27 protein-coding genes are annotated in these 23,751 nt (G+C 70.1%); 6 read left to right on the plus strand and 21 right to left on the minus strand.

Annotated elements, in window-relative coordinates:
* Window positions 1-101 precede the first annotated feature (101 nt).
* Window positions 102-800 carry a hypothetical protein gene (locus tag Q0Z83_RS26360; protein ID WP_317796686.1) on the plus strand — a complete coding sequence of 233 codons (699 nt, stop codon included), beginning with the start codon at window positions 102-104 and terminating at the stop codon, window positions 798-800.
* On the opposite strand, the gene Q0Z83_RS26365 is transcribed toward Q0Z83_RS26360, so the two are convergent.
* The 10 genes from Q0Z83_RS26365 to Q0Z83_RS26410 form a co-directional block, all read right to left on the minus strand.
* The gene (locus Q0Z83_RS26365) at window positions 784-1,431 is read right to left on the minus strand and encodes an ABC transporter ATP-binding protein (RefSeq protein WP_317796687.1); all 648 of its coding nucleotides are present in this window, start codon (window positions 1,429-1,431) and stop codon (window positions 784-786) included. The two genes, Q0Z83_RS26360 and Q0Z83_RS26365, sit on opposite strands and share 17 nt — an antisense overlap.
* Window positions 1,428-2,354 carry an ABC transporter ATP-binding protein gene (locus tag Q0Z83_RS26370; RefSeq protein WP_317796688.1) on the minus strand — a complete coding sequence of 309 codons (927 nt, stop codon included), beginning with the start codon at window positions 2,352-2,354 and terminating at the stop codon, window positions 1,428-1,430. Before Q0Z83_RS26370 ends, Q0Z83_RS26365 begins: the two co-directional genes overlap by 4 nt.
* Window positions 2,351-3,223: an ABC transporter permease gene (locus Q0Z83_RS26375; RefSeq protein WP_317796689.1), complete on the minus strand. Its 873-nt coding sequence runs from the start codon at window positions 3,221-3,223 to the stop codon at window positions 2,351-2,353. The genes Q0Z83_RS26370 and Q0Z83_RS26375 overlap by 4 nt, the downstream gene beginning before the upstream one ends.
* On the minus strand, window positions 3,216-4,181 hold the full coding sequence (locus Q0Z83_RS26380) for an ABC transporter permease (RefSeq protein WP_317796690.1): 966 nt from the start codon (window positions 4,179-4,181) through the stop codon (window positions 3,216-3,218). The genes Q0Z83_RS26375 and Q0Z83_RS26380 overlap by 8 nt, the downstream gene beginning before the upstream one ends.
* Window positions 4,178-5,716: an ABC transporter substrate-binding protein gene (locus tag Q0Z83_RS26385; RefSeq protein ID WP_317796691.1), complete on the minus strand. Its 1,539-nt coding sequence runs from the start codon at window positions 5,714-5,716 to the stop codon at window positions 4,178-4,180. The genes Q0Z83_RS26380 and Q0Z83_RS26385 overlap by 4 nt, the downstream gene beginning before the upstream one ends.
* 159 nt (window positions 5,717-5,875) lie before the next feature.
* Window positions 5,876-6,505, minus strand: coding sequence for a lysophospholipid acyltransferase family protein (locus tag Q0Z83_RS26390; RefSeq protein ID WP_317796692.1), 630 nt, complete (start codon window positions 6,503-6,505; stop codon window positions 5,876-5,878).
* Between the two features lie 84 nt (window positions 6,506-6,589).
* Window positions 6,590-7,123: an AAA family ATPase gene (locus Q0Z83_RS26395; protein ID WP_317796693.1), complete on the minus strand. Its 534-nt coding sequence runs from the start codon at window positions 7,121-7,123 to the stop codon at window positions 6,590-6,592.
* 31 nt (window positions 7,124-7,154) lie between these two features.
* Window positions 7,155-8,429 carry a histidine decarboxylase gene (locus Q0Z83_RS26400; protein WP_317796694.1) on the minus strand — a complete coding sequence of 425 codons (1,275 nt, stop codon included), beginning with the start codon at window positions 8,427-8,429 and terminating at the stop codon, window positions 7,155-7,157.
* Window positions 8,426-9,379 (minus strand): hypothetical protein, encoded by a 954-nt coding sequence (locus Q0Z83_RS26405; RefSeq protein WP_317796695.1) that lies wholly within the window; start codon window positions 9,377-9,379, stop codon window positions 8,426-8,428. Before Q0Z83_RS26405 ends, Q0Z83_RS26400 begins: the two co-directional genes overlap by 4 nt.
* Window positions 9,380-9,405: 26 nt before the next feature.
* Entirely contained in the window at window positions 9,406-10,869 is a 1,464-nt protein-coding gene (locus Q0Z83_RS26410) for an APC family permease (protein WP_317796696.1), read from the minus strand.
* A gap of 453 nt (window positions 10,870-11,322) precedes the next feature.
* On the opposite strand from Q0Z83_RS26410, the gene Q0Z83_RS26415 reads away from it, so the two are divergent.
* A complete protein-coding gene (locus tag Q0Z83_RS26415) occupies window positions 11,323-12,105 on the plus strand; it encodes an MBL fold metallo-hydrolase (protein ID WP_317796697.1) in 783 nt (260 codons plus the stop codon).
* A 99-nt stretch (window positions 12,106-12,204) separates the two neighbouring features.
* Here the strand turns inward: Q0Z83_RS26415 and Q0Z83_RS26420 are convergent, their stop codons facing one another.
* From Q0Z83_RS26420 to Q0Z83_RS26440, 5 genes are all read right to left on the minus strand, one after another.
* A complete protein-coding gene (locus Q0Z83_RS26420) occupies window positions 12,205-13,500 on the minus strand; it encodes a hypothetical protein (protein ID WP_317796698.1) in 1,296 nt (431 codons plus the stop codon).
* A 432-nt stretch (window positions 13,501-13,932) separates the two neighbouring features.
* Window positions 13,933-16,275, minus strand: a complete 2,343-nt coding sequence (locus Q0Z83_RS26425; protein ID WP_317796699.1) for an excinuclease ABC subunit UvrA — start codon at window positions 16,273-16,275, stop codon at window positions 13,933-13,935.
* A 20-nt stretch (window positions 16,276-16,295) separates the two neighbouring features.
* On the minus strand, window positions 16,296-16,631 hold the full coding sequence (locus tag Q0Z83_RS26430) for a VOC family protein (RefSeq protein ID WP_317796700.1): 336 nt from the start codon (window positions 16,629-16,631) through the stop codon (window positions 16,296-16,298).
* Between the two features lie 61 nt (window positions 16,632-16,692).
* Window positions 16,693-17,103, minus strand: coding sequence for a VOC family protein (locus tag Q0Z83_RS26435; RefSeq protein WP_317796701.1), 411 nt, complete (start codon window positions 17,101-17,103; stop codon window positions 16,693-16,695).
* Window positions 17,100-17,477 carry a helix-turn-helix transcriptional regulator gene (locus tag Q0Z83_RS26440; RefSeq protein WP_317797134.1) on the minus strand — a complete coding sequence of 126 codons (378 nt, stop codon included), beginning with the start codon at window positions 17,475-17,477 and terminating at the stop codon, window positions 17,100-17,102. Before Q0Z83_RS26440 ends, Q0Z83_RS26435 begins: the two co-directional genes overlap by 4 nt.
* 115 nt (window positions 17,478-17,592) lie before the next feature.
* Here Q0Z83_RS26440 and Q0Z83_RS26445 point away from each other — a divergent pair, with 115 nt between their 5' ends.
* On the plus strand, window positions 17,593-18,609 hold the full coding sequence (locus tag Q0Z83_RS26445) for a hypothetical protein (protein ID WP_317796702.1): 1,017 nt from the start codon (window positions 17,593-17,595) through the stop codon (window positions 18,607-18,609).
* 115 nt (window positions 18,610-18,724) lie between these two features.
* Entirely contained in the window at window positions 18,725-19,054 is a 330-nt protein-coding gene (locus Q0Z83_RS26450; RefSeq protein ID WP_317796703.1) for a hypothetical protein, read from the plus strand.
* On the opposite strand, the gene Q0Z83_RS26455 is transcribed toward Q0Z83_RS26450, so the two are convergent.
* The 3 genes from Q0Z83_RS26455 to Q0Z83_RS26465 form a co-directional block, all read right to left on the minus strand.
* On the minus strand, window positions 19,047-19,364 hold the full coding sequence (locus Q0Z83_RS26455) for a winged helix-turn-helix domain-containing protein (protein WP_317796704.1): 318 nt from the start codon (window positions 19,362-19,364) through the stop codon (window positions 19,047-19,049). The two genes, Q0Z83_RS26450 and Q0Z83_RS26455, sit on opposite strands and share 8 nt — an antisense overlap.
* A complete protein-coding gene (locus Q0Z83_RS26460) occupies window positions 19,361-19,831 on the minus strand; it encodes a hypothetical protein (RefSeq protein ID WP_317796705.1) in 471 nt (156 codons plus the stop codon). Before Q0Z83_RS26460 ends, Q0Z83_RS26455 begins: the two co-directional genes overlap by 4 nt.
* A gap of 130 nt (window positions 19,832-19,961) precedes the next feature.
* A complete protein-coding gene (locus Q0Z83_RS26465) occupies window positions 19,962-20,318 on the minus strand; it encodes a hypothetical protein (RefSeq protein ID WP_317796706.1) in 357 nt (118 codons plus the stop codon).
* Between the two features lie 39 nt (window positions 20,319-20,357).
* Between Q0Z83_RS26465 and Q0Z83_RS26470 the strand changes: the two genes are divergently transcribed.
* Window positions 20,358-20,822 carry a GNAT family N-acetyltransferase gene (locus tag Q0Z83_RS26470; protein WP_317796707.1) on the plus strand — a complete coding sequence of 155 codons (465 nt, stop codon included), beginning with the start codon at window positions 20,358-20,360 and terminating at the stop codon, window positions 20,820-20,822.
* Here Q0Z83_RS26470 and Q0Z83_RS26475 read toward each other — a convergent pair.
* The 3 genes from Q0Z83_RS26475 to Q0Z83_RS26485 are packed head-to-tail and all read right to left on the minus strand — an operon-like array spanning window position 20,819 to window position 23,360.
* Window positions 20,819-21,346 carry a D-alanyl-D-alanine carboxypeptidase family protein gene (locus Q0Z83_RS26475; RefSeq protein ID WP_317796708.1) on the minus strand — a complete coding sequence of 176 codons (528 nt, stop codon included), beginning with the start codon at window positions 21,344-21,346 and terminating at the stop codon, window positions 20,819-20,821. The genes Q0Z83_RS26470 and Q0Z83_RS26475 overlap by 4 nt on opposite strands.
* Window positions 21,347-21,393: 47 nt before the next feature.
* Window positions 21,394-22,026, minus strand: coding sequence for a response regulator (locus tag Q0Z83_RS26480; RefSeq protein WP_317797135.1), 633 nt, complete (start codon window positions 22,024-22,026; stop codon window positions 21,394-21,396).
* An 11-nt stretch (window positions 22,027-22,037) separates the two neighbouring features.
* Window positions 22,038-23,360, minus strand: coding sequence for a hypothetical protein (locus Q0Z83_RS26485; RefSeq protein ID WP_317796709.1), 1,323 nt, complete (start codon window positions 23,358-23,360; stop codon window positions 22,038-22,040).
* Between the two features lie 74 nt (window positions 23,361-23,434).
* Here Q0Z83_RS26485 and Q0Z83_RS26490 point away from each other — a divergent pair, with 74 nt between their 5' ends.
* Window positions 23,435-23,731 (plus strand): hypothetical protein, encoded by a 297-nt coding sequence (locus tag Q0Z83_RS26490; RefSeq protein WP_317796710.1) that lies wholly within the window; start codon window positions 23,435-23,437, stop codon window positions 23,729-23,731.
* Window positions 23,732-23,751: the final 20 nt, after the last annotated feature.

The raw sequence follows: 23,751 nt of genomic DNA on the forward strand, positions 1-23,751 counted from the left end.
TCTTCAGGCCATAGTGGAGGCTTGCGGTGCGCCCTGTCGATGGGCCACCCGGGTCGCATTCGGCGAATCACCCGACAGGTCGAGGGGCTATCCTCGGCCGCATGCCCAAGCGTCGCTGGATCATCACCGGGGTGGTTGCGGGTCTGCTCGGCCTCGCGATCGGCGCGACCGCGGTGGCCGCCCCGTCGATCGCGGCGATCGCCTGCCCGCAATGCTACGGGCTCTCCAGCCTGGGCGGCGGCGTCTACGCGGAGCGCGACGACGAGGCCTATCAGCGGGTCGTGTCGGCGGCCGAGCAGCGGATCCGTGGGTTCTACGGCGAGCGGGTCTCGGATGCGCGGGTGCTGATCTGCGCCACCGAGGAGTGCTACCGGAGCATCGGCGGCGGTGGGGAGAAGGGGCAGGCGTTCGGTCGTTGGGCACTACGGCTGTCGCCGGCCGGGGCGAACGAGACGATCGCGACCCACGAGCTGGCCCATATCGAACTGCACAAACGGCTCGGTTCGGCGTACGAGTCGGTGCCCGACTGGTTCGACGAGGGTCTAGCGGTGCTGATCTCCGACGACACCCGCTACCTGGATCCGGCGAACGGCGGCAACCGCTGCCGTGTGCCGTATGAGGAGGCGGCGCCGATCACGACCGTCGACTGGGACACGTTCGGCCCGGCCGGATCCGACCGCAAGTACCTGCTGGCGGCGTGCGTGGTCACCCACTGGGTGGATGAGCACGGTGGCGCGCCGGGCGTCCTCACCATGATCAACGACTTGCGGGCGGGTAAGAGGTTCAACGAAGTTCAGTGACCCGGTCGGCCCAGCGGGTGAGCAGCGCCGGATCGTGCGACACGACCAGGACACCCAGGCCGGTCGCCTCCTGCTCGGCGGTGATCACGGCCGCGACCAGCGCCTGCGTGGACGCGTCGAGCATCGTGGTGGCCTCGTCGCACAGCAGGTAGCGGGGCCGGTGCACCAGGGCGCGGGCCAGGCAGGCGCGTTGCAGCTGACCGTCGCTGACCGCGTGCGGGCGGCGGGCCAGCAGGTCGGCGGTCAGTCCGGCGGCGTCGGCGAGCTCGGCTACCCGTCCGGCGATCCGCTCACGGGGATGTGCGACGGCGCGGAGCGGTTCGGCGATCAGGTCGGCGAGGGTCAGGCGCGGGTCACTGGCCGCGCGCGGGCTCTGGAACAGGACGCCGATCCTGGTTCGCACGCCCGCCGCCACCCGATGCCGCACCCCGGTGACCCGTTCGCCGTCCAGGATGACGTGCCCGGCGTCGGGTTCGTGCAGGAGCGCGAGGACCCGTACCAGCGTGGATTTGCCACTCCCGGACGGACCACGAAGGCCGACCGTCTCACCCGCCTCGACGGTCAGCGACGTGTCGTGCAGGACGCGCCGGCCTCGATACCCGGCGCTGACACAATCCGCGATGAGGCTCATGCGAGCACCTCCGCACCGGTCAGCGGGTGATGGCAGGCGACCGTCCCGGTCGGCCGGCGCGCACACGCGGCGGTGACCCGATCGCAGCGCGCCGCGAACGCGCATCCCTCCGGGAGCGCGGTCAACATCGGCGGATGGCCGGCGATCGGCCGGAACTCCCGGTCCGGCAGGGCGTTCAACAACCCTCGGCTGTACGGGTGACCCGGCCCCCGAAAGAACTCGTCCGCCGCCCGGTGCTCGACGATGCGGCCGGCGTACATGACGGCGACGGTGTCGGCGACGCGTTCCGCAGCGGCCAGGTCATGGGTGATCAGCAGGACCGCGGCCCCGCCGTCGCACCGGCTCCGGAGCAGGTCGAGGGTGTGCTCGACGAGCGGCCGGTCCAGCCCACCTGTCGGTTCGTCGGCGATCAGCAGTGGCGGTTCACCGGCGAGCGCGAGTGCCGTGGCCAGCCGCTGGGCCATGCCGCCGGACAACTCGAACGGATACCGGTGTAGGTCCGCCGGGTCGAGCCCGGCCTGTTCAGCGACGTGATCGGCCAGACCGGGATCACGGCCGTGCGCCTTGAGCGTCTCGGCGAGCAGCCGCCGCCCACGCCGGACGCCGGTGAGCGACGTGGCCGGGCTCTGCGGGATGAGCCCGATCCGCCGCCCGCGAATGGTCTTGGCGAGCGTCTTCTCGCCGCAGCGGAGCAGATCCACGGGCCCGTCGGCCAGGTGGGCCCGGCCGGTCACTGTCGCGTTGGCCGGGAGCAGACCCAGTAGTGCGTGGGCCAGCACCGACTTGCCGCAGCCGGATTCGCCGACCACAGCCAGGAGCTCGCCCGGACGTACCGTCAGATCGAGGTCGGTCACCGCCTCGACCACCGCGTCGCGGAGCTGGAAGCGGACGGTGAGACCGGAGATGGTCAGCAGGTCGGTCACAGGTTCAGCTCCGCGCGGACTCGGGGATCCAGGTGGTCGCGCCAGCGGGCGGCCAGCGCCGCGATGGCCAGGGTGACGACGACGATTACCGCGCCGGGGACGATGCTCGCCCACCAGGCACCAGTCAGCAGCGACCGTTGACCGTCGTTGATCATGTTGCCGAGGGAGGCCAGGTGGGGTGGCAGGCCGAGGCCGAGGAAGCTCAGAGACGTCTCGTGCCAGACCGCGTGCGGGATCATCAGGGTGGTGGCGAGGGCGATCTTCGGAAGCACGTGCGGAAGCAGGTGCCGGGTGAGGACGCGGGTCCGGCCGGCTCCCCCGGCGATGGCGGCGTCGATGAACGGGCGGGTCCGCAGCGACAGTAGTTCGGAGCGGACGATCCGGGCGGTGGACAGCCAGTGGGTGAGGCCGATCGACAGGATCACCGCGCCCAGACTGGGCCGGAGCATCGCCACGATGAAGATGCCGAGGAGCAGGTGCGGCAGGGCGGCGATGGTGTCGACGACCCGCATCAGGGTGCGGTCGACCCAGCCGCCGAGCAGTCCGGCGAGGCCGCCGACGAGACCGCCGACGACTGTGGCGGCGAGGGCGGCGACCACGCCCACCAGCAGCGACACTCGCAGGCCGTAGAGGCTGCGGTGCAGCACGTCGCGGCCGAGGTCGTCGGTGCCGCCGAGGTGGGTGAGGGAGGGCGGGAGGGCGACCCGGTCGAGGGCGACGGCGCTCTGGTCGAGCGGGGCGATCACCGGCACGAGAAGGGCCGCACCGACACCGGCCGCGAGGACGAGGGCGGCGAGCAGAGTGCCGGGGCGGAGCCCGGCCGGGCGAAGCCGCCCGGTGGCGGTGCGGGTGGCAACGAGGTCAGCCATCGATTCGTACCCGGGGGTCGGCGGCCGTGTAGGCCAGATCGGTCAACAGGTTGGCGGTCAGTACCACCGCGGTGGTGATCAGGGTGATCGCGGCCAGCAACGGGAAGTCGCTGCCGAGGGCCGCCTGCACGCTCACCGCACCCAGCCCCGGCAGCGAGAAGACCGTCTCGACCAGGACCGAGCCGCCGACGAGTTCGGGCAGGTGTGTGCCGATCAGGGTGAGGAACGGCAGGAGCCCGGTGCGCAGAGCGTGCCCGAACAGGACGGTCCGTCCGGCCAGGCCACGGGCCCGGGCGGCGAGCACGTGGTCCTCGCGCAGGCTTTCGGCGACCGAGTCACGGACGAACAGCACGAACCACGGCGCCTGGGAGATCGCCAGCACGGTCACCGGGAGCACCAGATGGTGGGCCACGTCGCCGAACGACGTCGACGTGGCCCGGACGTCGGTCAGGCCGCCGGCCGGAAACCAGCCGAGGCCCAGCGCGAACACGGCGATCGCGGCGAGCGCCAGCCAGAAGACCGGCATCGACTCGACGGCGTACGCAACGGTGCGGACCCCGCGGTCGAGCAGGCCGCCGCGTCGGTAGGCGGCCAGGGTGCCGACCAGCAGGCTGCCGGCCAGGACCACGACGAGGGTGATCCCGATCAGCAACAACGTCCAGCCCGCGCGGGCGGCGATCACCTCGGTGACCGCCTGGTGCCGTGAGGTGGACCAGCCGAGGTCGCCTTGGAGCAGGTTGCCGAGCCAGCGCGCATACTGCACGGGTAGCGGGTCGTCGACTCCCCAGTTCTCCCGGATCTGCCGCAGGTTCTCCTCGCTCATGGTGAAGGCGGCGGCGCCCGCGTACTGCTTGGCCGGGTCGATCGGGGACGCCGCGCCGAGCAGGAACATGCCGATGCTGGTGGCGATCAGCACCGGCAGCGCGAAGGCGAGCCGCCGCCGGATCACTCTGATCACTTGCGGGTCCAGGTGTGGACGTTCCACCAGAGGCTGTTGGCGACGTCGTGTTCGTGCGCCTCGACGCGCGGCGTCACCCCGGCGAGGTCGTCTCGGACGGCATAGGTGTGCTGGAGGTAGGTGAGGAACACCCACGGGGCGTCGGCGGCGAGTTGCTGCTGGAAGGTGGCGTAGGCGGTCTTGCGCTCGGCCGGGTCGGCGTTGTCGCGGCCCGCCTGCAGCGCCTTGTCGACGACCTCCGACCGGTAGGAGCCGGGGTTGAAGAAGCCCTGACCGGCGAACTGGCCGCCGAACAGCTTGTACGAGACGAAGTCCGGGTCGTACGGAGTGCCCCAGCCCATGATCAGCGCGTCGTTCTTCATCCGCGGCTCGATCGCGTCCCAGGTGAGGCCCTCCGGCTTGACCTCGATGCCGGCCTTCTTGGCGTCGGCGGTGACGGCGAGCGCGAGTTCCTTGCGCAGGCTGTCGGTGGCCGGGTACATCAGGGTGAACTCGGCACGCTGCCCGTTCTTGGCCCGGATGCCGTCGGCGCCGGCGACCCAGCCGGCCTCGTCGAGGTTCACCGGGGCGGGTTGGGTGGCGACGTGGAACGGCGAGGTGGGCGGGACCGGCCCGTAGGCGGGTTCGCCGGCGCCGGCGAGCACGCCGGTGACCATGGCCTGCCGGTCGACGGCCGCGTTGAGCGCTTTGCGGATGGTGACGTCGCCGGTGACCGGGTCGTTCATCGGCAGCATGACACCGCGGTAGTCGGCGGTCGGCACCTTGTGCACGGTGAAGCCGGCGAACCCGGTGGCCAGTTTGGGGGCCAGCTCGACGGCGTCGAACTCGCCGGACCGGGCCCGCTGGGCGCGGACGTTGTCGTCGGCGACGAACGCGACGATCACACCACTGTTGGCCGGCTTGCCGCCCCACCAGGTGTCGTTGGCGGCGAGGACGAGCCGGTCGCCCGGGGTCCACGAGGTGACCTGGTACGGCCCGGTGCCGACCGGTTTCTGGTTGAAGCCGGATTTGTTGACGTCCTGGCCGCTCAGCGCCTTGGCCGGGACGATGCCGAGAGTGAGGCGCTGCAGGAACGGGGCGTAGGCGTATTTCAGCGTGAAGACCACGGTGGACGGGTCGGTGGCGGTGACGCCGGTGAGCATGTCCAGATCCGAGCGGAGTGTCGAGTCGACGGCCGGGTCGAGCACCGAGGTGTAGGTGAAGACCACGTCGTCGGCGGTGAGTGGACCGCCGTCGTGGAAGGTGACGCCGGTGCGCAGCTTCGCGGTGACGGTTCGACCGTCGGCGGAGACGGCCGGCAGCTCGGCGGCCAGTGCCGGGATCAGGTTGTTCTCCGCGTCCCGGGCGACGAGGCCGTCGAAGATCAAGGCGGCGCCGTCACTGCCGTACCCGAGGATGGGGTTGAGGGTGTCCGGCTCGCCGGACGTGGCGACGACGATGGCGCCGCCGGCCGATGTGGAGCCGGGGGTGGCCGGCGCCGAGCAGGCGGTGAGGGCCAGCAGCGCCACGGCGGCGGTCCCGAGGAGACGAAGCATGTCGCCATCCTCAAGTAGTTGCATATTGATGGCAACAAGGGGTGATCAGTCCGACGATTCTATTGCAAACTTCTGGCAACTACAGCAGGATGGGCACAGCAGGCATGCGAAAGGGCGTCCCGCCGCGATGATCCAGCAGCTGGGACGCCCTTCGTGTGGTCAGGCGCGGGCGTACTTCGGTACGTACTCCTGGCCGGAGATCTTGCCGATCGCAGCCATGATCGCCTCGGTGGCGATGCGTCGCTCACGGGCGTTCTCCGGGTCGGTCGCGATCGCCGCGAGCTGCACCGGCTTACCGAACACGACCCGGACCCGGGCCGGCCGCGGGATCACCGAGCCGGGCGGCAGCACCCGGTCGGTGCCGAACATCGCCACCGGCACCACCGGCGCCCCCGATTTCAGCGCCAACCAGGCCACCCCGGTCCGGCCGCGGTAGAGCCGGCCATCCGGCGAGCGGGTGCCCTCCGGGTAGATCGCGAACGCGTTCCCCCGGTTCAGCACGTCGAGACAGGTGTCGAGCGAGGCGACCGCGGCCCGCTTGTCGTCCCGGTCCACCGCGACCTGCCCGTCCCGCGACATGAACCAGGACACGAACCGCCCGAACGGCCCGCGACCGGTGAAGTACTCGGCTTTCGCCATGAAGGTGACGTGCCGGGCCACCGCCATCGGCAGGAACGTCGAGTCCGTGATGGAAAGGTGGTTCGAGGCCAGCAGCAGCGGCCCGTCGGCCGGCACGTGTTCCGCCCCCTCCACCCGCAATCGGACGACCCTCTTGACCAGTTCGTACACGTCCGCCCTCTCCGTGAACCCCGCTGACCCATGCCATTCTCGTCGGCTCGTACAACCGTGGGGGGTCGTACGCCTTACCAACTGCTACACACCACCGATGGCCTCGGTGATCGCCTGGATGAGGTGCGTCGCGATGACCGGCCGATCGGTCTCCACCACGATCGTCGGCCCGAGACCGAGCGGCTCGGCCTCGGCGGCCCAGCGCGGCCAGTCCTCCCGAAGACGACGATCATCCTCGTGTACGGCGTGCCGGCCCCGGGCCCGGTATCGTTCGGCGGCCACCTCGGGCGGCACCGAACACCAGATCTCGACCGTGCTGCGGGCACCCGACCGGGCCACCCCCTCGGCCACGTACCCGAGATCGCGGGGCCGGAACCACCAGCTCTCCAGGATGACCACACCGGGTGTGGCGGTCGCCAGCTCCCACATCAGCTGCGCGGCGAGCGGCCCGAGAGCACCCGGCGGAACACCCGGCACGGCTCCGGCCATCGCCTCTTTCAAGGCGTCCTTACCGATCAGCGGTACGCGTAACGCGGACGCCAGCCGCCCGGCGAGGGTGCTCTTGCCGGACCCGGGAAGCCCGTTGATCAGTATCAGCCGGTGCGCCACAGACTGCATGTTGTCACCCGGGCGCCGCCCGGGGCAGTGATCACGCGGACAGGATGCGGTCCTCCCCCGCGTCCAGGCCCCGCCACACCGGCCGGCTGCGGCACTCGGCCATCACCGCCCAGCGGGCCACGACCCGACCCAGGTCGGCCACGAACTCGTCGACGACCTCCTTGGTCACGCCCGGCATGCAGATGATGTGGCAGAAGTCGCCGTCGACCGACAGCACCCAACCGAACTCGGCGGTCAGCGCGGCCGGCGGGGTCTGCAGCACCACGGTGAACGCGTCCGGATGCCGATAGACGGGCCAACCGATCGAACTGATCCGCTCCACCGCGTACGCGGCGATCCGCCGGGCCCGCAGCGCCCGCGCCTGGTGGCCGTTACGGCCGTAGACGGCGATCGCCGTCCACAGCAGGGCCGCCGCCTGCCCACAGCGGGAGCCGAGGATCGTGCTGTCCAGGGTGGCGGTGTAGCTGATGTGCTCGCCCCGCTCCACCCGGACGCTGTCGCGCATCACCACCACGCCGCACGGGATCGGCGTACCGAGGAACTTGTGCCCGGAGATGGCGATGCTGTCGACCGGGCTGCCGGCGCCCAGGCCAAGCATCCCGTCCAGAGCGAGCGGGATGCCCGACAGGGCGGCGTCGACGTGCACGTGCCGGCGGGTCACCCCGTACTCGTCGAGGATCCTCTCGATCCGGTCCGGCTGGTCGACCGCCTCCCACAGGGTGGTGCCGGCGGTGGCCACCACGATCGCCGGCCGGCCCGAATGCCTGGCCACCAGCTGCTCGAAGTGGCCGTAGTCCATCTCGCCGTACCAGCTGTCCCGGACCATGGCCACGTCGTGCGGGTGGATGCCGAGCAGCCCGGCGGTCTTACGGATCGAGTAGTGGCTGGCGTGCGTCAGGTAGAGCACCGCGTCCGGGTAGCGGTCACGAGCGACCCGGAGCGCGGCGATGTTGCTCTCGGTGCCGCCGGAGGTGACGTACCCCCAGCGGTCGTTCTGCGGCAGCCCGACGACGTCGGCGAACCACCGGATGACCTCGACCTCCAGCGCGTTGGTGTGCGCCGCACCGGACGGGGCCGTACCGGGGTCACCGACGTTGTTGAAGAGCCTGGTGAACAACCCCTGGGTACGGCTCCAGTCGATGTCGGTGGCCGCCGGGAACCCGATGGTCCGGCGCTGGGCCTGATCGGCCCGGGCGATCAGCATGGTCATGACGGCGTCGACGTCGGCCAGACCGGGGGCCCGGTCCAGCCTCAGTGCTTCCGACCAGTCCCCCGGCCATATCGCAGGCGCGTCCACCTCATTCACCAGACCTGACCGTGTGGGTTCAGATGGGCGGCCAGGGTCTGCGCCAACTCCTGGAACGCCGGCCACGCCTGGCGCAACTGCCCGCCGAACCGCTCCGGCACGTTCTGGGTGGTGGAGTAAACCTGAGTCGCGTCGAGCGGGTTGTTGCAGATCAGGTCGTTGCCCCGGCCGCGTTTGTTGTCGTCGCGGACCACCCTTATCTCGGATCCGTCGACGAGCAGAGCCGCCCCCTCGCCCGGTACGTAACTCATCGCCTGAAGGCTGCTGATGCCCGAGCTGAGCAGGACCGGCACCACGTCGTACCACTGCCGGGAGTCGGTGTTGAGGGTTTCCATGCCGATCCCGACATAGCGGGTCGGTGTCGACGGACGCTGTATGTCGCCGACGTTGACCATCAGATAGTCGGGGTCACGCGGATCCCACACCCGGTCGGCCTTCTCGTGCTGGGCGATGAAGGTCCGCGCGGTGGCGTTCAGGCCGGTCAGGAACGCGATCAGGTTGTCGTACTCGGGACCGGCGTAACCCCACCGGGACGCGCTGAGGACCTGGTAGCCCAGGTGCTGCGAGGGCGCCTCGGTGATGAAGAAGAGGGTCACGCCGTGCGGGGCCAGCGGCTGGTCCCGGGAGTGCAGCCGTTCCAGCGCCCGGGTGACGTGGATGGCGTTGATCCCGCGCAGACTGGTGCCGGCACTGTGCCGCAGATACGCCCAGCGCCGGTCCTCCGGGGAGGGACCGTTCTGCGGCTGCTGCCACTGCTGCTGCGGCGGCGCCTGCGGAGTCGCGTGCTGATGCCAGGCCGGTGGTTGCTGCGGCGGATACTGCTGCGTCGGATACTGCTGGGTCGGATACTGCTGGGACTGCTGCGGCGGGACGGGCGACCCCCAGGGTGGGGTCGAGGAGCCGTCGTCCCGGGAGGGCTGAGCATGTCGGCCGGGGAAGTTGTACGACATGGGGTCTCGGTTTCCCTTCGCGGGGCTCAGAGGTCGATGCGGTCGGGAACCGCGTACACGCTGGGCACGCCGTGACTGATGCCCTCATAGACCTGTGGCCGGGACCGGCGCAGGATCAGCGCTCGCCAGATGCCGGCGATCGCGGCGACGACGAGCAGAGCGGGCATCGTGTACGGAGCCAGTGAGCCGGGCTCGGCGCCGGCCAGGGCGTCGAGCTGAAGGAGCATGGTGACCAGGATGGCGATGCCGAAGGCCAGACCGAACAGCGGCGCGACGGTGGTGGCCCAGCCGCTCTCACCGGAGTCGGAGTTACGGGCGAAGTAGCGCAGCGCGGCCGCCGCCGAGACGATCAGCAGGGCGAGCAGGCCCATCGCGCCGACGGTGCTGGCCCAGGCGAACAGGGTCTTCTGCGGGTCGGCGCCGGAGATCGCCCATACCAGCACCACCACGGCGGCGAGCGCGTTCTGGGCCCGGCTCGCGCCGACCGGGGCGTCGGCCGCGGTGCCGGCGCCGGTGCGGTACAGGAACTGGTGCAGGACCTGCTCGCGGCTCATCGCGAAGGCGTACCGGTTGATGATGTTGTGGAAGCTGATCAGTGAGGTCAGGATCGCCAGGACCAGGATGACCACGCCGAGGATGCCGAAGACCGGGTGCACCCGGTCGGACAGCAGCGTCACCGGCAGGTTGTCGTCGGCCAGGGCGGCCGCCGCCACCTCGTCGGAACCGGTCGCGGCCTGCATGGCCCACGCCGCCGCGGTGTAGATGCCGATCAGGCTGAGCGCGCAGATCATCATGCCGCGGCTGATCGCCCGGCCGCGCTTGCCCTCGCCGCTGTCCTCCTCCTCGATGAACGCGGCCATGCCTTCGGGGCCGGTGTAGGCGGCCAGGGTGAGGGCGACCGCGAGGCCGAGACCGGGAACGCTGAGGCCGGCCGGATCGAAGGCGGCGGTGGGGATGCCGTTCTGCGCGTCGACGAACCCGAAGACGACGAACAGACCGACGACCAGGAGCGAGGCCACCAGTACGCCCATCACGATCTGGGTCGACAGGACGATGCGACGGGTACCGAGGACCGTCACGACACCGATCGCCATGGCGGCGAACAGCCACCACGCGCCGACGCCGGTGATCCCGGACATGATCGCGCCGAACAGTCCGTAGAGGCTGATCTGCAGGGCGTTGTACGCGAGCAGGGCGACGAAGCCGGCCGCGACACCGCTCGTCGCGCCGAGCCCGCGGGCGGTGATGGCGTAGTAGGGGGCCGAGTGCGGCACCGCTCGGACCATGGCGGCATATCCGACGAGCAGCAGTGTGACCACACCGCCGACCAGAGCGAAGAGGAGTGGAAGCGCCGTCACCTCGGAACCGGCGTAGGTGGCGACGATACCGCCGACGAGAACGACCATCGGGGCGGACGTGGTGGCGCCCAGTGCCCAGGCAGCGCCCGCTGTGACCGTACGGCGGGCCATGGCCGCGGCTACTGTAGCCATATTTGTCTATCTCCTTGAGGGGGGAAGGAGTCAGCAGGAAAGTTGTCCTTTGTGGACGAAGCCAGAAGAGTAGTTGGTCCTGTTCAGCCTCCTTCGCGAGGGTCGTGCCCACAGTTGATCAACTGAGCCGGAAGAACCTTACGTGGTGAAGAACGGGTATGGCTATCAGTGACGTTCAATGCACTCCGCGCACGCCGATCACCTTGGGTGACCGTCCGCACCGGTAACCTCGCACCCCGCCTGCACACTCTCCGGCACACACCGGAATTCGGAACCGGCACCAGGTATCGCAAGCAGGAATCCGTCGACAGCACCTGCGCGAGCGATGGAAACCGATTTTCAGCGCTGAAAGAATCGTCGACCACAGACCGTGACATCACTTTTGGATCTCAGCGCATAGGATTTCCGGACCCCGGTGAATTCACCGGATGAATGAAAGATCGGAGGCGGCCGATGCGGGTCCACCACCTCAACTGCGGCACCATGCGGCCGGCCCTGACACCGGGCGGACTGGTCAGCCACGTCCTGCTCGTCGAGACCGGCGACGGCCTGCTGCTCGTCGACTCCGGCTTCGGCCTGCAGGACGCGGCCGATCCGGCCCGCCGGATCGGCACGGCGCGCCACCTGATCAAGCCGGTCCTGGACGTCTCCGAGACGGCTTTGCGGCAGGTGGAGCGTCTCGGTCACGACCCGGCTTCGGTACGGGACATCGTGCTCACGCATTTCGACGTCGACCACGCGGGCGGCCTGGCCGACTTCCCGCACGCACGGGTGCACCTGACGGCCGCCGAGTCGGACGCCGCTCAGCGCCCGCGCACCGCCAACGAGCGGTACCGCTACCCGGCCGCGCAGCGCTCGCACGGCCCCGATCTGATCGAACACGATCCGGCGTCCGGCGACGGGTGGCGCGGTTTCGCCTCGGCCGTCGAGGTGCGGCCCGGTGTCGTCCTGATCGGCCTGGCCGGACACACCCGGGGGCACGCGGCCGTCGCGGTCGACGCCGGGGACCGGTGGATCCTGCACGCCGGGGACGCCTTCTACCACCGCGGCCAGATCGACGGGACCACCCCTCATCCGCGAATGCTGGCCGCCTCGGAACGGATGATCGCCTACGACCGCGCCCTGGTCCGGGCCAACCACGAACGGCTGGCCGAGCTGTGGTCAGCCGCCGACCCCGACCTGACCATCGTCAACGCCCACGACCCGGAACTGCTCCGCCGGGCCCGCACCGCCTGACGATCCCGGAACCACTCCGCCGGGACCGACACGGTCCACGAAACGGCGAAGCCCGGCCTGCCGTGAAGGCGGGCCGGGCTCCGGTCAGGGCTCAGGGCGTCAGCAGGCGGCCTCGACGACCTTGGGCTTGCCGCTGGTGGTGGCCGGGACGGTCACGCAGGCGACACTGGCGCCCGAGTTGACCTGGGCGACGCCGGTGCGGACTACCTTGATCTTGATGTCGCCGAAGGCGGTCTCGTCGGCGGCCTGCTTCAGGTACTTGGCGGGCTTGCCGCCCTGGGCGAGCGCGGAGAGCACGGCCTGCTGACCGACCAGTTCCGCCCACACCTTCGCGTCGTTGCCGCCTTCGCCGCCGGTGCCGAGGCCAGCGCCGCCGAGGCCGCCGAACGCCTCGAAGATCGGGGCCAGATCGAGCTTGGTCGCGTCGGTCGGGGCGGTGATCTCAGCGCCGGTGGAGATCTCCACCCGGACCGAGGCACGGCCGGTGGCGCCGTCGACGAACTGGAGGTAGTTGACCTCGAACGCCTTGAACTTGCCGTTGTCGATCCACAGGTCCAGGACGATCGGCTTCTCGGCCGGCGGGGTGTCGAGCTCGCTGCCGATCGCCTCGTCCAGGATCGAGGCCTGGTCCTTCGTGGCGATCTTCTCGAGCGCCTCGACGAAGCGCTTGACCTCGGCGAACGCCTTGGTGGTGGTCGTGGTGACGGTGAGGTGGGTCGAGTCGGCCGCGTCGCGGACCACGTCGGCGCCGTTGAGCAGGTTCTCCGCGCTGGTCTTCAGCTCGGCGGCGACCTTGTCGTTCTCCGCCTGGGAGGACGCGCTGGGCGTCACGTTGAAACCGGCCTCGGAGGTGAACTTCTCCAGGTCGGCCGCGGCGATCGACACCCAGCCGCCCTCGACCAGCTTCTCCACACCGGGAACCTCGGCGCTCGCCTCGGCGGCCATCTCGTCGACATCGGCCGCGGTGGCGCCGAACTTGGTCGCCAGGTCCTTGACCGGGATCTTGAGGTAGGCGACCTGGTCGACGACCCGGACCTCGGCGCCGGTGACACCGTCGATCGTGGCGTTGATCAGCGCCTTGTCGTCGGTGACACCCTCGCCGGCCTTGTCCCAGGCGACGGTGAACGACGAGTTGTAGAGCTTGCGCAGGATGTCGGCGTCCTCGTCGGTGAAGGGCTCCTCGTCACCGGCGGACTCCTTCTTCGCGACGGCGATCAGGTCGTCGACGCTCCCGCCCGCCTTGATGGTGAAGCCGACCTTCTCCGCGGCGCCGAGGTCCTCCGCGGCCTTCTTCAGCTCGAGCTTGGGCTCCAGCTGCTGAATCTGGTTCGCACACCCGACCGTGAGGGTCAGGGCGGTGATACTGGCGACCGCGCCGGCCACGAAGCGCTTCATGCGCAGAGATCTCCATTCGAGAGTTCGGGCGACACTCCCCCGTGCCGCGAATTGGCAGTGTACGAGTACCCGCCAAGACGATGCGCGTCAATTCCCCCGGTCATGGTCGTCCGGCGGCCCAGTCGCGCCATGCAGTCTCCCGATACCGGCCTTCCGACCGGTGCCGCCAGGCCTACCGGGCGGTTGCGCCGGGCACGTCCGGAGCCGGTCCGGTGACCCGTCGGAGGATCCCTCAGATCGCCCGGTCCGCACGCTCCGTATCCCGATCGTCACGGAGATCCCTTTGCCGAAGCAGAACGGCCTGCCGCAATTCACCCCGTGTAAACCGGCGAAACCGGCACCGAGCCGACCGCGGCGAGCCATTTCGCGTGCTCAATATCACGACACAGAATGGTCTCGATCAGACACGATGCGGTCGGCCCGGAAAGGAAGTCAGGCGCCGACGTACTCCGCGAGGTGCTCACCGGTCAGCGTGGAACGGGATTTCACCAGGTCGGCCGGGGTGCCCTCGAAGACGACCCGCCCACCGTCGTGACCGGCGCCCGGACCCAGGTCGATGATCCAGTCGGCGTGCGCCATGACCGCCTGGTGGTGCTCGATGACGATCACCGACTTGCCCGCGTCGACCAGCCGATCCAGCAGGCCGAGCAACTGCTCGACGTCGGCCAGGTGCAGGCCCGTCGTCGGCTCGTCGAGCACGTAGACGCCGCCCTTGTCGCCCATGTGGGTGGCCAGCTTGATCCGCTGCCGCTCACCGCCGGACAGCGTGGTCAGCGGCTGGCCCAGGGTGAGGTAGCCGAGGCCCACGTCGACCAGGCGTTTCAGGATGGCGTGTGCGGCCGGGATGCGGGCCTCGCCCTCGGCGAAGAACCGCTCCGCCTCCAGCACCGGCATGGCCAGGACCTCGCTGATGTCCTTGCCGCCGAGCTTGTAGTCGAGCACCGACGCCTCGAACCGCTTGCCCTCGCACTCCTCGCACGGGGTGGCCACCCCGGCCATCATGCCCAGGTCGGTGTACGTCACTCCGGCGCCCTTGCAGGTCGGGCAGGCGCCCTCGGAGTTGGCGCTGAACAGGGCCGGTTTCACCCCGTTGACCTTGGCGAACGCCTTGCGGATCGGTTCCAGCAGACCGGTGTACGTGGCCGGGTTGCTCCGCCGCGACCCGCGGATCCCGGTCTGGTCGATCGCCACCACGCCGTCGCGCTTGGCCACCGAGCCGTGGATCAGGGAGCTCTTGCCGGAGCCGGCCACCCCGGTCACCACGACCAGCACCCCGAGCGGGATGTCGACGTCGACGGCCCGCAGGTTGTGGGTGGCCGCGCCGCGGATCTCCAGGGCGCTCGACGACGTCCGGACCGACGGCTTCAGCTGCGAACGGTCGTCCAGGTGACGGCCGGTGATGGTGTCGCTGGCGCGGAGGCCGTCGACCGTACCCTCGAAGCAGATGTTGCCGCCGGCCGTGCCGGCGCCCGGGCCGATGTCGACCACCCGGTCCGCGATGGCGATGGCCTCGGGTTTGTGCTCGACCACGAGCACCGTGTTGCCCTTGTCGCGCAGCCGCAGGAGCAGCTCGTTCATCCGCTGGATGTCGTGCGGGTGCAGGCCGATGGTCGGCTCGTCGAAGACGTAGGTGACGTCGGTCAGCGCCGATCCGAGGTGCCTGATCATCTTGGTGCGCTGCGCCTCGCCGCCGGAGAGCGTGCCCGCCGGCCGGTCCAGTGAGAGGTAGCCGAGACCGATCTCGACGAACGAGTCGAGCGTGGCCTGCAGCTTCTCCAGGAGCGGGGCGACCGACGGCTCGTCGAGGGCGCGGACCCACTCGGCCAGGTCGCTGATCTGCATCGCGCAGGCGTCGGCGATGCTCACGCCCTTGATCTTCGAGTTGCGGGCGTGCTCGGCCAGCCGGCTGCCGTCGCACTCCGGGCAGGTGGTGAACGTGATCACCCGTTCCACGAAGGCGCGGATGTGCGGCTGCATCGCGTCGACGTCCTTGGACAGGAACGACTTCTGGATGCCCGGGATCAGACCCTGGTAGGTCAGGTTGATCCCATCCACCTTGATCTTGGTGGGCTCCTTGTAGAGTAGGTCGTGCAGCTCGCGCTTGGTGAACTTGCCGATCGGCTTGTCCACGTCGAAGAACCCGCAGCCCCGGAAGATCCGGCCCATCCACCCTTCCATGCTGTACCCGGGGATCGAGATGGCGCCCTCGTTGATGGACTTCGTCTCGTCGTACAGCTGGGTCAGATCGAAGTCGTTGACGTTGCCCCGGCCCTCACACTGCGGGCACATGCCACCGGTGATGCTGAAACTGCGCCGCTCCTTGACGGTGGCGCCGTGCTTCTCCACGGTGACCGCACCGGCCCCGGAGATCGAGGCGACGTTGAACGAATACGCCTGCGGGGAGCCGATGTGCGGGTCACCCAGACGACTGAACAGGATGCGCAGCATCGCGTTGGCGTCGGTGGCGGTGCCGACCGTGGAGCGCGGGTCGGACCCCATCCGCTCCTGGTCGACGATGATCGCCGTGGTCAGGCCCTCCAGCACGTCCACGTCCGGCCGGGCCAGACTCGGCATGAACCCCTGCACGAACGCGCTGTACGTCTCGTTGATCAGCCGCTGTGACTCGGCCGCGATCGTGCCGAACACCAGCGAGCTCTTCCCCGAGCCGGACACCCCGGTGAAGACGGTGAGCTGGTGTTTCGGGATCTCGACACTGACGTCCTTGAGGTTGTTGACCCGGGCGCCGTGCACCCGGATCGAGCGATGGGCGCTCAACAGTCTCTCCCCCTTGAAACTCAGCTGTCCTGGAGCAGTCCGAGAACGTTACCGTCGGGATCGGTCACGGTGGCGACCCGGCGGCCCGGGCCGACCTCTTTCGGCTCCTCGGCGACGGTCGCGCCGGCCGCGGTCAGCTCGGCAAGCTTGGCATCGATGTCGGACACGTGCCAGTAGGCCACCGTCTGTTTCGGGCCGCCCGGCACCAGGCCGATGTGCTGACCCGCCACGTCGTAGCCGACGTAGTACGGGCTGTCGGCGCTCGGCTCGGCGCCCAGCAGGGCGGTGTAGACGGCCTTGGCCTTCTCCAGGTCGGTGACCGGGTGCAGGACGGTCTTGATGCCTTCGTTCGTCATGCCAGTCACGCTATGTGGTCGTCGGCCGGCCGCGCTTCTTGATTCCTGATCAGGTGAGGGGTCAGGTCAGCTGGTTGATCCGGACCATGTTTCCGGCCGGGTCACGGAAGGCGCAGTCACGCACGCCGTAGGGCTGGTCGGCCGGTTCCTGGACCACCTCGGCACCGGTGGCCTGCAGCCTGTCGAAGGTCGCCGCCAGGTCGGTCGTGCCCAGCACGATCCCGGCGTAGCTACCCTTGGCCATCATCTCGGCGATGGTGCGGCGCTCGGCGTCGGTGATGCCCGGGTCGGCGGCGGGCGGGGTGAGCACGATCGAGGTCAGCGGCTGGTCGGGCGGGCCGACCGTGATCCAGCGCATGTCGCCATACCCCACGTCGTTGCGCACCTCGAAGCCGAGGCCGTCGCGGTAGAACGCCAGGGACTTCTCGTGGTCGTCGGTGGGCAGGAACGCGGAATGGATGACGAGACTCATTGCTGTCGGCTCCTGACCGGTCGGGTCGCCTGTTTCACCACACAGCCCGGCAGGCCCTCGACCGGACCGGACGGCATCCGACGGTACGCCCCCGGAGAGATGCCCACCAGCTCGGTGAACCGGGTGGTGAACGTGCCGAGCGACGAGCAGCCGACCGCGAAGCAGACCTCGGTGACACTCAGATCGCCCCGGCGCAGCAGGGTCATCGCCCGCTCGATCCGGCGGGTCATCAGATAGCTGTACGGCGACTCGCCGAACGCCGCCTTGAACTGCCGGCTCAGGTGCCCGGCGGACAGGTGCACGTGCCGGGCCAGCGCCTCGACGTCCAGCGGCTGGGCGTAGTCACGGTCGATGCGGTCGCGGACGCGGCGCATCAGCACCAACTCGCGCAGGCGGGCGTCGGTCACCGGCCCAGACTAGTTCACCTGCCCTCCACCTCTTTATGTGAAGAATCTTTTATATTCACGTCCACCGATACAAGGAGGACGTGTGCGAATCATCCGCTCAATGGCGGCCGGCGCCCTGGTCGCGGTCACGCTGGCCACGCCCGCGCAGGCGGCGCACAGCCGGGCCGAGATCGCCCTGCGCTGGGCCCCGATCCACTACCAGGACGTCGACACGACCGGCTCGCACGCGCTCGCGGGCAAGAGTGACTACATCACGCGGTATGACTTCGACGGGAACCTGAACGGCCGGGACAACTGGGACAACACCGGGACGAACACTGACGCCGCGGTCTACTACTCGGTCGTCGAGACCAGCACCCACTGGTACCTGACGTACCTGTTCTTCCACCCGCGCGACTGGATCGACCACCCGTTCTTCGAGACCGAGCACGAGAACGACGGCGAGGGCGTGCTGGAGATCGTCGAGAAGGACGGCTCGGAGTACGGCAGCCTCAAGGCCGCGGTCACCGTGGCGCACAGCGACTTCTACTCGTACAAGCCGTCGGCAAGCGGGTGGGCCAACGGGACCGAGACCATCGACGGGACCCTGCAGCTGCAGTCGTCGCCGCACGACTCGTTCCAGCACCCGGTCACCGCCCAGGAGCGGGGCGGGCACGGGCTCAAGGCGTGGCCTCAGTACGACATCGACGGCGACGGTGTCGTGTACTACCCGTCGTCGAGCGTCTCCGAGTCGCCCGGCAACGCGAACGACCGGGACGTCAGGTACCGGCTGATCGACGTCTTCGCCGACGGCGGGCTGTGGGCGCAGCGCAACAACACGAACCTGTTCGCCTCGCTCGGCACGTTCGCCGGGGACACCTCGGGCGGCTGTGGGACCGGCACCTTCTCCTGCGGCACCAACTCGGCCAACGCGCCGTGGGGCTGGGACGACGGCAACGACGCCCCCGGACGCGGCGAGATCGCCACCGACCCGGCCAAGCTCGCCGCCTCCTACTTCAGCGGCACCGGGACGCTGTCACGTAGCTACACGTACAACCCGTACCAGGCCGCCGCGGCCGCCCTCAAGGCCGCCCAGAGCCTGCCCGCCGTCACCGACTGACCGGGATGCGGCCGGTCGTCAGGGTTGTCGCCGGACGTCGGGACAACCCTGGCGACCGGCCGGACAACAGGTGGAACGGGCTGCGGGCGACGGCGGGGTGACTGAGCATGGGGGTATGGCTGAAGTCGTCGTCGAGATCCACGTCCCGCTGACCCCCGTCGCCGGGCTCGACCGCGGCGCCTACCCCTATCCCTGGATCGACCAGATCGAGGAGTTCCTCGCCGAACTGGAGGAGGACGGGACGGTCGAGGTCGCCGACGACGGGGAGGAGTTCGGGGACGTGTACGTCTTCTTCATCGCCGGAGCCGCCGAGGCGGAACTGCTCGCCACCGCGTCACGGGCGGTGTCCCTCGACGACGTGCCGGACGGGGCGTTCGCGATGGTCACCGACGACGAGGCCGCCGAGTGGGGGCTGGGGCGCCGGATCGACCTGCCGCTCAGCTGACCTGGTCGGGCAGGACCGCCAGCCCGGCGCGGGCGACGATCTCCTGCAACGCCGCCACATGACCGGCGAACGCCTCGTGGCCGCGGTCGCTCAGCTTGACCGAGGTGCGCGGGCGTTTGGCGACGAACGACTTGCGGATCTCCACATAGCCGGCCTCCTCCAGCGTGGCGAGCTGCTTCGACAGGGCCGAGTCGGACATCTCCAGGCTGTCGCGGAGGAACTTGAAGTCGGCCCAGTCGGTCGCCGCCAGCAGGCTCACCAGGGAGAGCCGGGTGGGGGCGTGGATCAGGTCGTCGAAGCGGGGCGTCACCGGGAGCCCGCCAGCGGGCGGGAGAGCATCAGCCCGCGCAGGTAGGACATCAGGCGAGGACCGCCGACCGTCAGGCCGAGAGCCACCGGGATCACCGCCAGGAACGCCGGGACCGGAGCGGACAGCGCCTCCAGCAGGAACCCGAGGCCGACACCGAGCGCGGTCAGGCCGGCGGCGAACCCGAGGATCGCGCCGATGCCGCGTGCGCCCAGCAGGTCGAACCGGACCTGCACGCGGGCCTTGCGGACGACGGCGAGGATCACCGCGCCCAGGCCCAGGGTGTAGACGATCGTGCCGACCGCGATCACCCAGCCGATGCCGGTCTCGACCGCGCCGACGAAGAGCAGCATCAGGCCGCCGATCGCCGGCCAGAACCACTGCGGCACCAGGTTGGTGTCGACGACCTGCGCACGGCGGGCCTGCATCTCGGCCAGGGCGAGCTCGGCGTCGACAGGTGGAATGTCCATCACTTCCTCCTCAGGCATCAACTTTCCTAACTGGAAAGTACACGAGCACTTTCCAGGCGGGCAAGTACTTTCTGATACGGACGGTACGGGTGTCGGTCGCCGCTCGATCGGGGTACGGGTGGCCGTACCCCTAAAGGAGCAGGAGGGTCGCGGGCACGGAGATGACCGCGGCGGCGAGGAACGCCAGGGTGAACCGCACGCGGACCGTCTTGCGCAACGCCTCGCGGTTCTTCGGGCGGGCCGCCCGGACCAGCCGTGCGGCCAGATACAGATAGGCCCCGACCAGGGTGAACAGTGCCGGAACGGCGAGCAGTGAGCTGATCACCCCGGACGTCTCGGACCCGTCGCCGCCGCAGCTCACCACCCGGCGCCCGCTGACGCAGCGGTCCAGGCCGATGTCGTGCACGACCTCGGCGACCGCCCACGTGATGAGCGCCGTGGTGACCACGGCGATGGCGCTGAACAGCAGGATGCTTCGACGGAACACGATCGTGATCCTGCCTCGGACGACGCGTAGAGTCGATGGGTGGACGACAGTGGGTCGGTTCGGCTCCGGCCGGTCGAGGCCGGCGACATCGAGGTCTTCTTCGCGCAGCAGAGCGACCCCGAGGCTCAGCGACAGGCGAGCTTCCCGGCTCGGGAGCGGCAGGCCTTCGTCGAGCACTGGGCGAAACGGGTGCTCGGTGACCCGACCGCGCGTGCCCGGGCGATCACCGTGGACGGCGCCGTGGCGGGCAACATCGTGGCCTGGTGGCAGGACGGGCGGCGGCTCGTCGGATTCTGGATGGGCCGCGAGTTCTGGGGGCGCGGCCTCGGGACGCGGGCGCTGGCCGAGTTCCTCGGCGCCGGGCAGGAGGAGACCCGGCCGCTCTACGCCGAGGCCGCCGTCCACAACGTGCCGTCGATCCGGGCGCTGAAACGCTGCGGGTTCGACGAGCTGGAGGTCGTCCGGGACGGCTCGGACGAGTTCGTGGTGCTGAAACTGGGCTAACCGGCCACCACTCCCGGATGCGGCAGCCGCACCGGCGGGCCGTCCGGGCAGTACTCGAAGTGCCACCACTCGTTGTCGTACATCCGGTAGAGCCCGTGCCGGCCGCCGTGCTCCTCCAGCCAGCGGGCGCCCTCGGTGGGCCGTACGTCCATGGCCGTCCCGGCGACGTGCCGCGACTCGCCCGGCGGCAGCACCCACCGCCGCGCCGCCGCCACCGACCCGCTGCGTCGCACCTCCTCGGCGTAGAGCGTGGCCTGCCGGGCCGCCGTCCGGAAACCGGAGGTCAGGCCGATCAGCTCGCCGTGCCTCCACAGCGCCCGGGTCCGCGCCGCCTCGAACGCCGCCCGCGCCTCCGGCCGGAGCCCGTCCAGACTCTCCGCCGGGAACCGCAACGACAGCGCCCACCGGCACGCGGTGACCCGGGCCCGGCCCGGAGCGACCAGACAGGCGAGCGGGGACAGCAGATAGGCGGTGACCCGGGTGACAGTGCGGTAGACCGGATCCCGGCGGCGTTCTTCAGACATGCAAGAAAGATCGCCGAAGGTGGATCCGCGAGCATGAGTACGCGTACTCAATCGGTGCTGAGTATTCCGTTCTCCAACGCGTAGCGGACCAGCTCGACCCGGTTGTGCAGCTGGAGTTTGCCCAGCGTGTTCTGCACATGGTTCTGCACCGTGCGGTGTGAGACGACCAGCCGGTCGGCGACCTGCTTGTAGGTCAGGCCCTTCGCCACCAGCCGCAGCACCTCGGTCTCCCGGTCGGTCAGCTGCGGGCGGTCGTCGGCGGCCGGGGTGGCGGCCAGCCGCCGGTACTCCCCCAGCACCAGACCGGCCAGACCGGCGGTGAACACGGCGTCGCCGTCGGCGGTGCGCCGGACCGCGTCCAGGAACTCGGCCCGCCCGGCCGACTTGATCAGGTAGCCGTTGGCGCCGGCCTTCACCGCATCCAACACGTCCTGCTGCTCGCCGCTGGCCGAGAGCATCAGGATGCGGACGCCCGGAAGTGTCGCCAGCAGCCCCCGGATCACCTCGACCCCGGACAGGTCCGGCAGCTGCAGGTCGAGGACGACCACCTCCGGGGCGGCGGCCGGGGCGACCCGCAGCGCCTGCACGCCCTCGCTCACCGCGGCGGTGACCAGGTAACCGGCCTCGGTCAGATCGCGGGCCACCCCGTCCCGCCACATCGGGTGGTCATCGACCACCATCACCCGCACCGTCACGGCGCCACAGTAGCCGCGTCGGGCACCGGGTCACCGGCGCTCGCACGCCGCCCGATCCGGTACCCGGCCAGGCCGAGGCCCGCCACACCCAGGCCGGCGACCAGGGCGAGGGCCGCCGACACGGTGAAGTGAACGCCCTCGGATCCGGAGGACCACAGGGCCGCGCCGTTGATCGTGTGGAGCCCGCCGATGGCGACCGTCACGGCCAGCGGACCCAGCGCCGCCGGGACCGCGCCGTGCGGGGCCAGGACCGTCGCGGTCGCCGCGAACACCGCGACGGTCGCGGCGACACAGACCACCACCAGCGGGTACGCCCGGGGGTCCCGCTCGCCGGCGAGCAGACCGAGCCAGATCAGGTCACGTGTCAGCACCAGGGTGACCGCCGCAGCCACGGTCAGGGCCACCGCGCCGTACACCCGCCAGCGGGTCACCGCGACCGCCGCGCCGAGCGCCAACCCGGCCGCAGCCGCGAGCCATCCGGCCGGTCCGTCCTGCCGCAGGCTCCCGACCGCGAGGTACAGCGGCATCGCCACCGACACCAGGATCGCGGCGCCGGTCAGGGTGCCGGCGACCGTCCACGCTCCACCGAGCCCGATCAGCCCGGTGGCCACGACCACGATGGCCGGACCGATCAGGAGACCCACCCGCCCCGGGTCCTCCCACGGAACGATGTGCAGCGCGATCATCTGGTCACCGATCCAGCCGGCCGGGACTGCCAGCGACAACACCAGCCCGGTCGCGACGGCCTGCCAGACTCCGCGCGGGCCCGCCGGCAGAGCCGCCGCCGTGTCACCGTGACGCAGCGTCCACAGCGCCGGCAGGAGTGCGACCAGACCGACAGCGATCAGGACGGTGTGCCACGACGCGTCGATCGGACCGTGCAGCCATCGGATCGAACCGGTCAGCGCACCGGCGAACACCATCGCCCCGCCGGTCAGCCCCGCCACCACGGCGCCCCGATCACGCAGGCTCTGCGCGCAGCCGAGCGCGCCGATCAGCGCCAGCGGGTACGGACCGTAGTGGAGCAGCAGCAACAACGGATCCGGGATGGAGTAGAACGCCTCGTCCGCGTCGGGTAGGACCAGGACGACGATCAGGACCGCGAGCAGGGCGGCGACCAGCAGCAGGTAGGGCCACCAGCGCAGCAGAAGCAGCGCACCGACCACGATCACGAGCAGTGCCAGGGCGAACACGCCGGTCGGGTTGATCGCATCCTGATGGTATTTCGGCAGGAGGCTGTTGTTGAAGAAGGCACTGCCGGCGACGACGACGACAATCGCCCCACCGACGCCGGCCAGCACGGACCTCCACTGATTCATACCCGTGATCATGTCGGACCGGCGCCCGTCGCGCCGCCCCGTCCGGTGCCCGGCCGCGGTGTACGGTCGGGGTCATGCGCGTACCGACCGCGGTCATCACCGCCGGCTCCCTGATCGGCGGCTGGCAGATCGCCCGCCGCACCGGCATCCGCCCGTTGGGTGGTGCCGTCCTCGCCGCGGGTGGTCTCCTCGCCGGCCGGGAGTGGGCCCGCCGCACCGGCCCGGTCACCACCGGCGCGCTGGTCGCGACCTATCTCGGCGCGTTCGCGGTCTCCCACCCGCTGGCCAGACGGATCGGTTCGTGGCCGTCGGTGATCGCGGTCTCCGCCGTCACGGCCGCCGTCTCCTACGCCGCCGCCGACCGCCGCTGATCCGGCCGCCGTCCCCCGTT

This window comes from Actinoplanes sichuanensis (genome assembly GCF_033097365.1).
In the GTDB taxonomy this organism is placed as follows: Bacteria; Actinomycetota; Actinomycetes; order Mycobacteriales; family Micromonosporaceae; genus Actinoplanes; species Actinoplanes sichuanensis.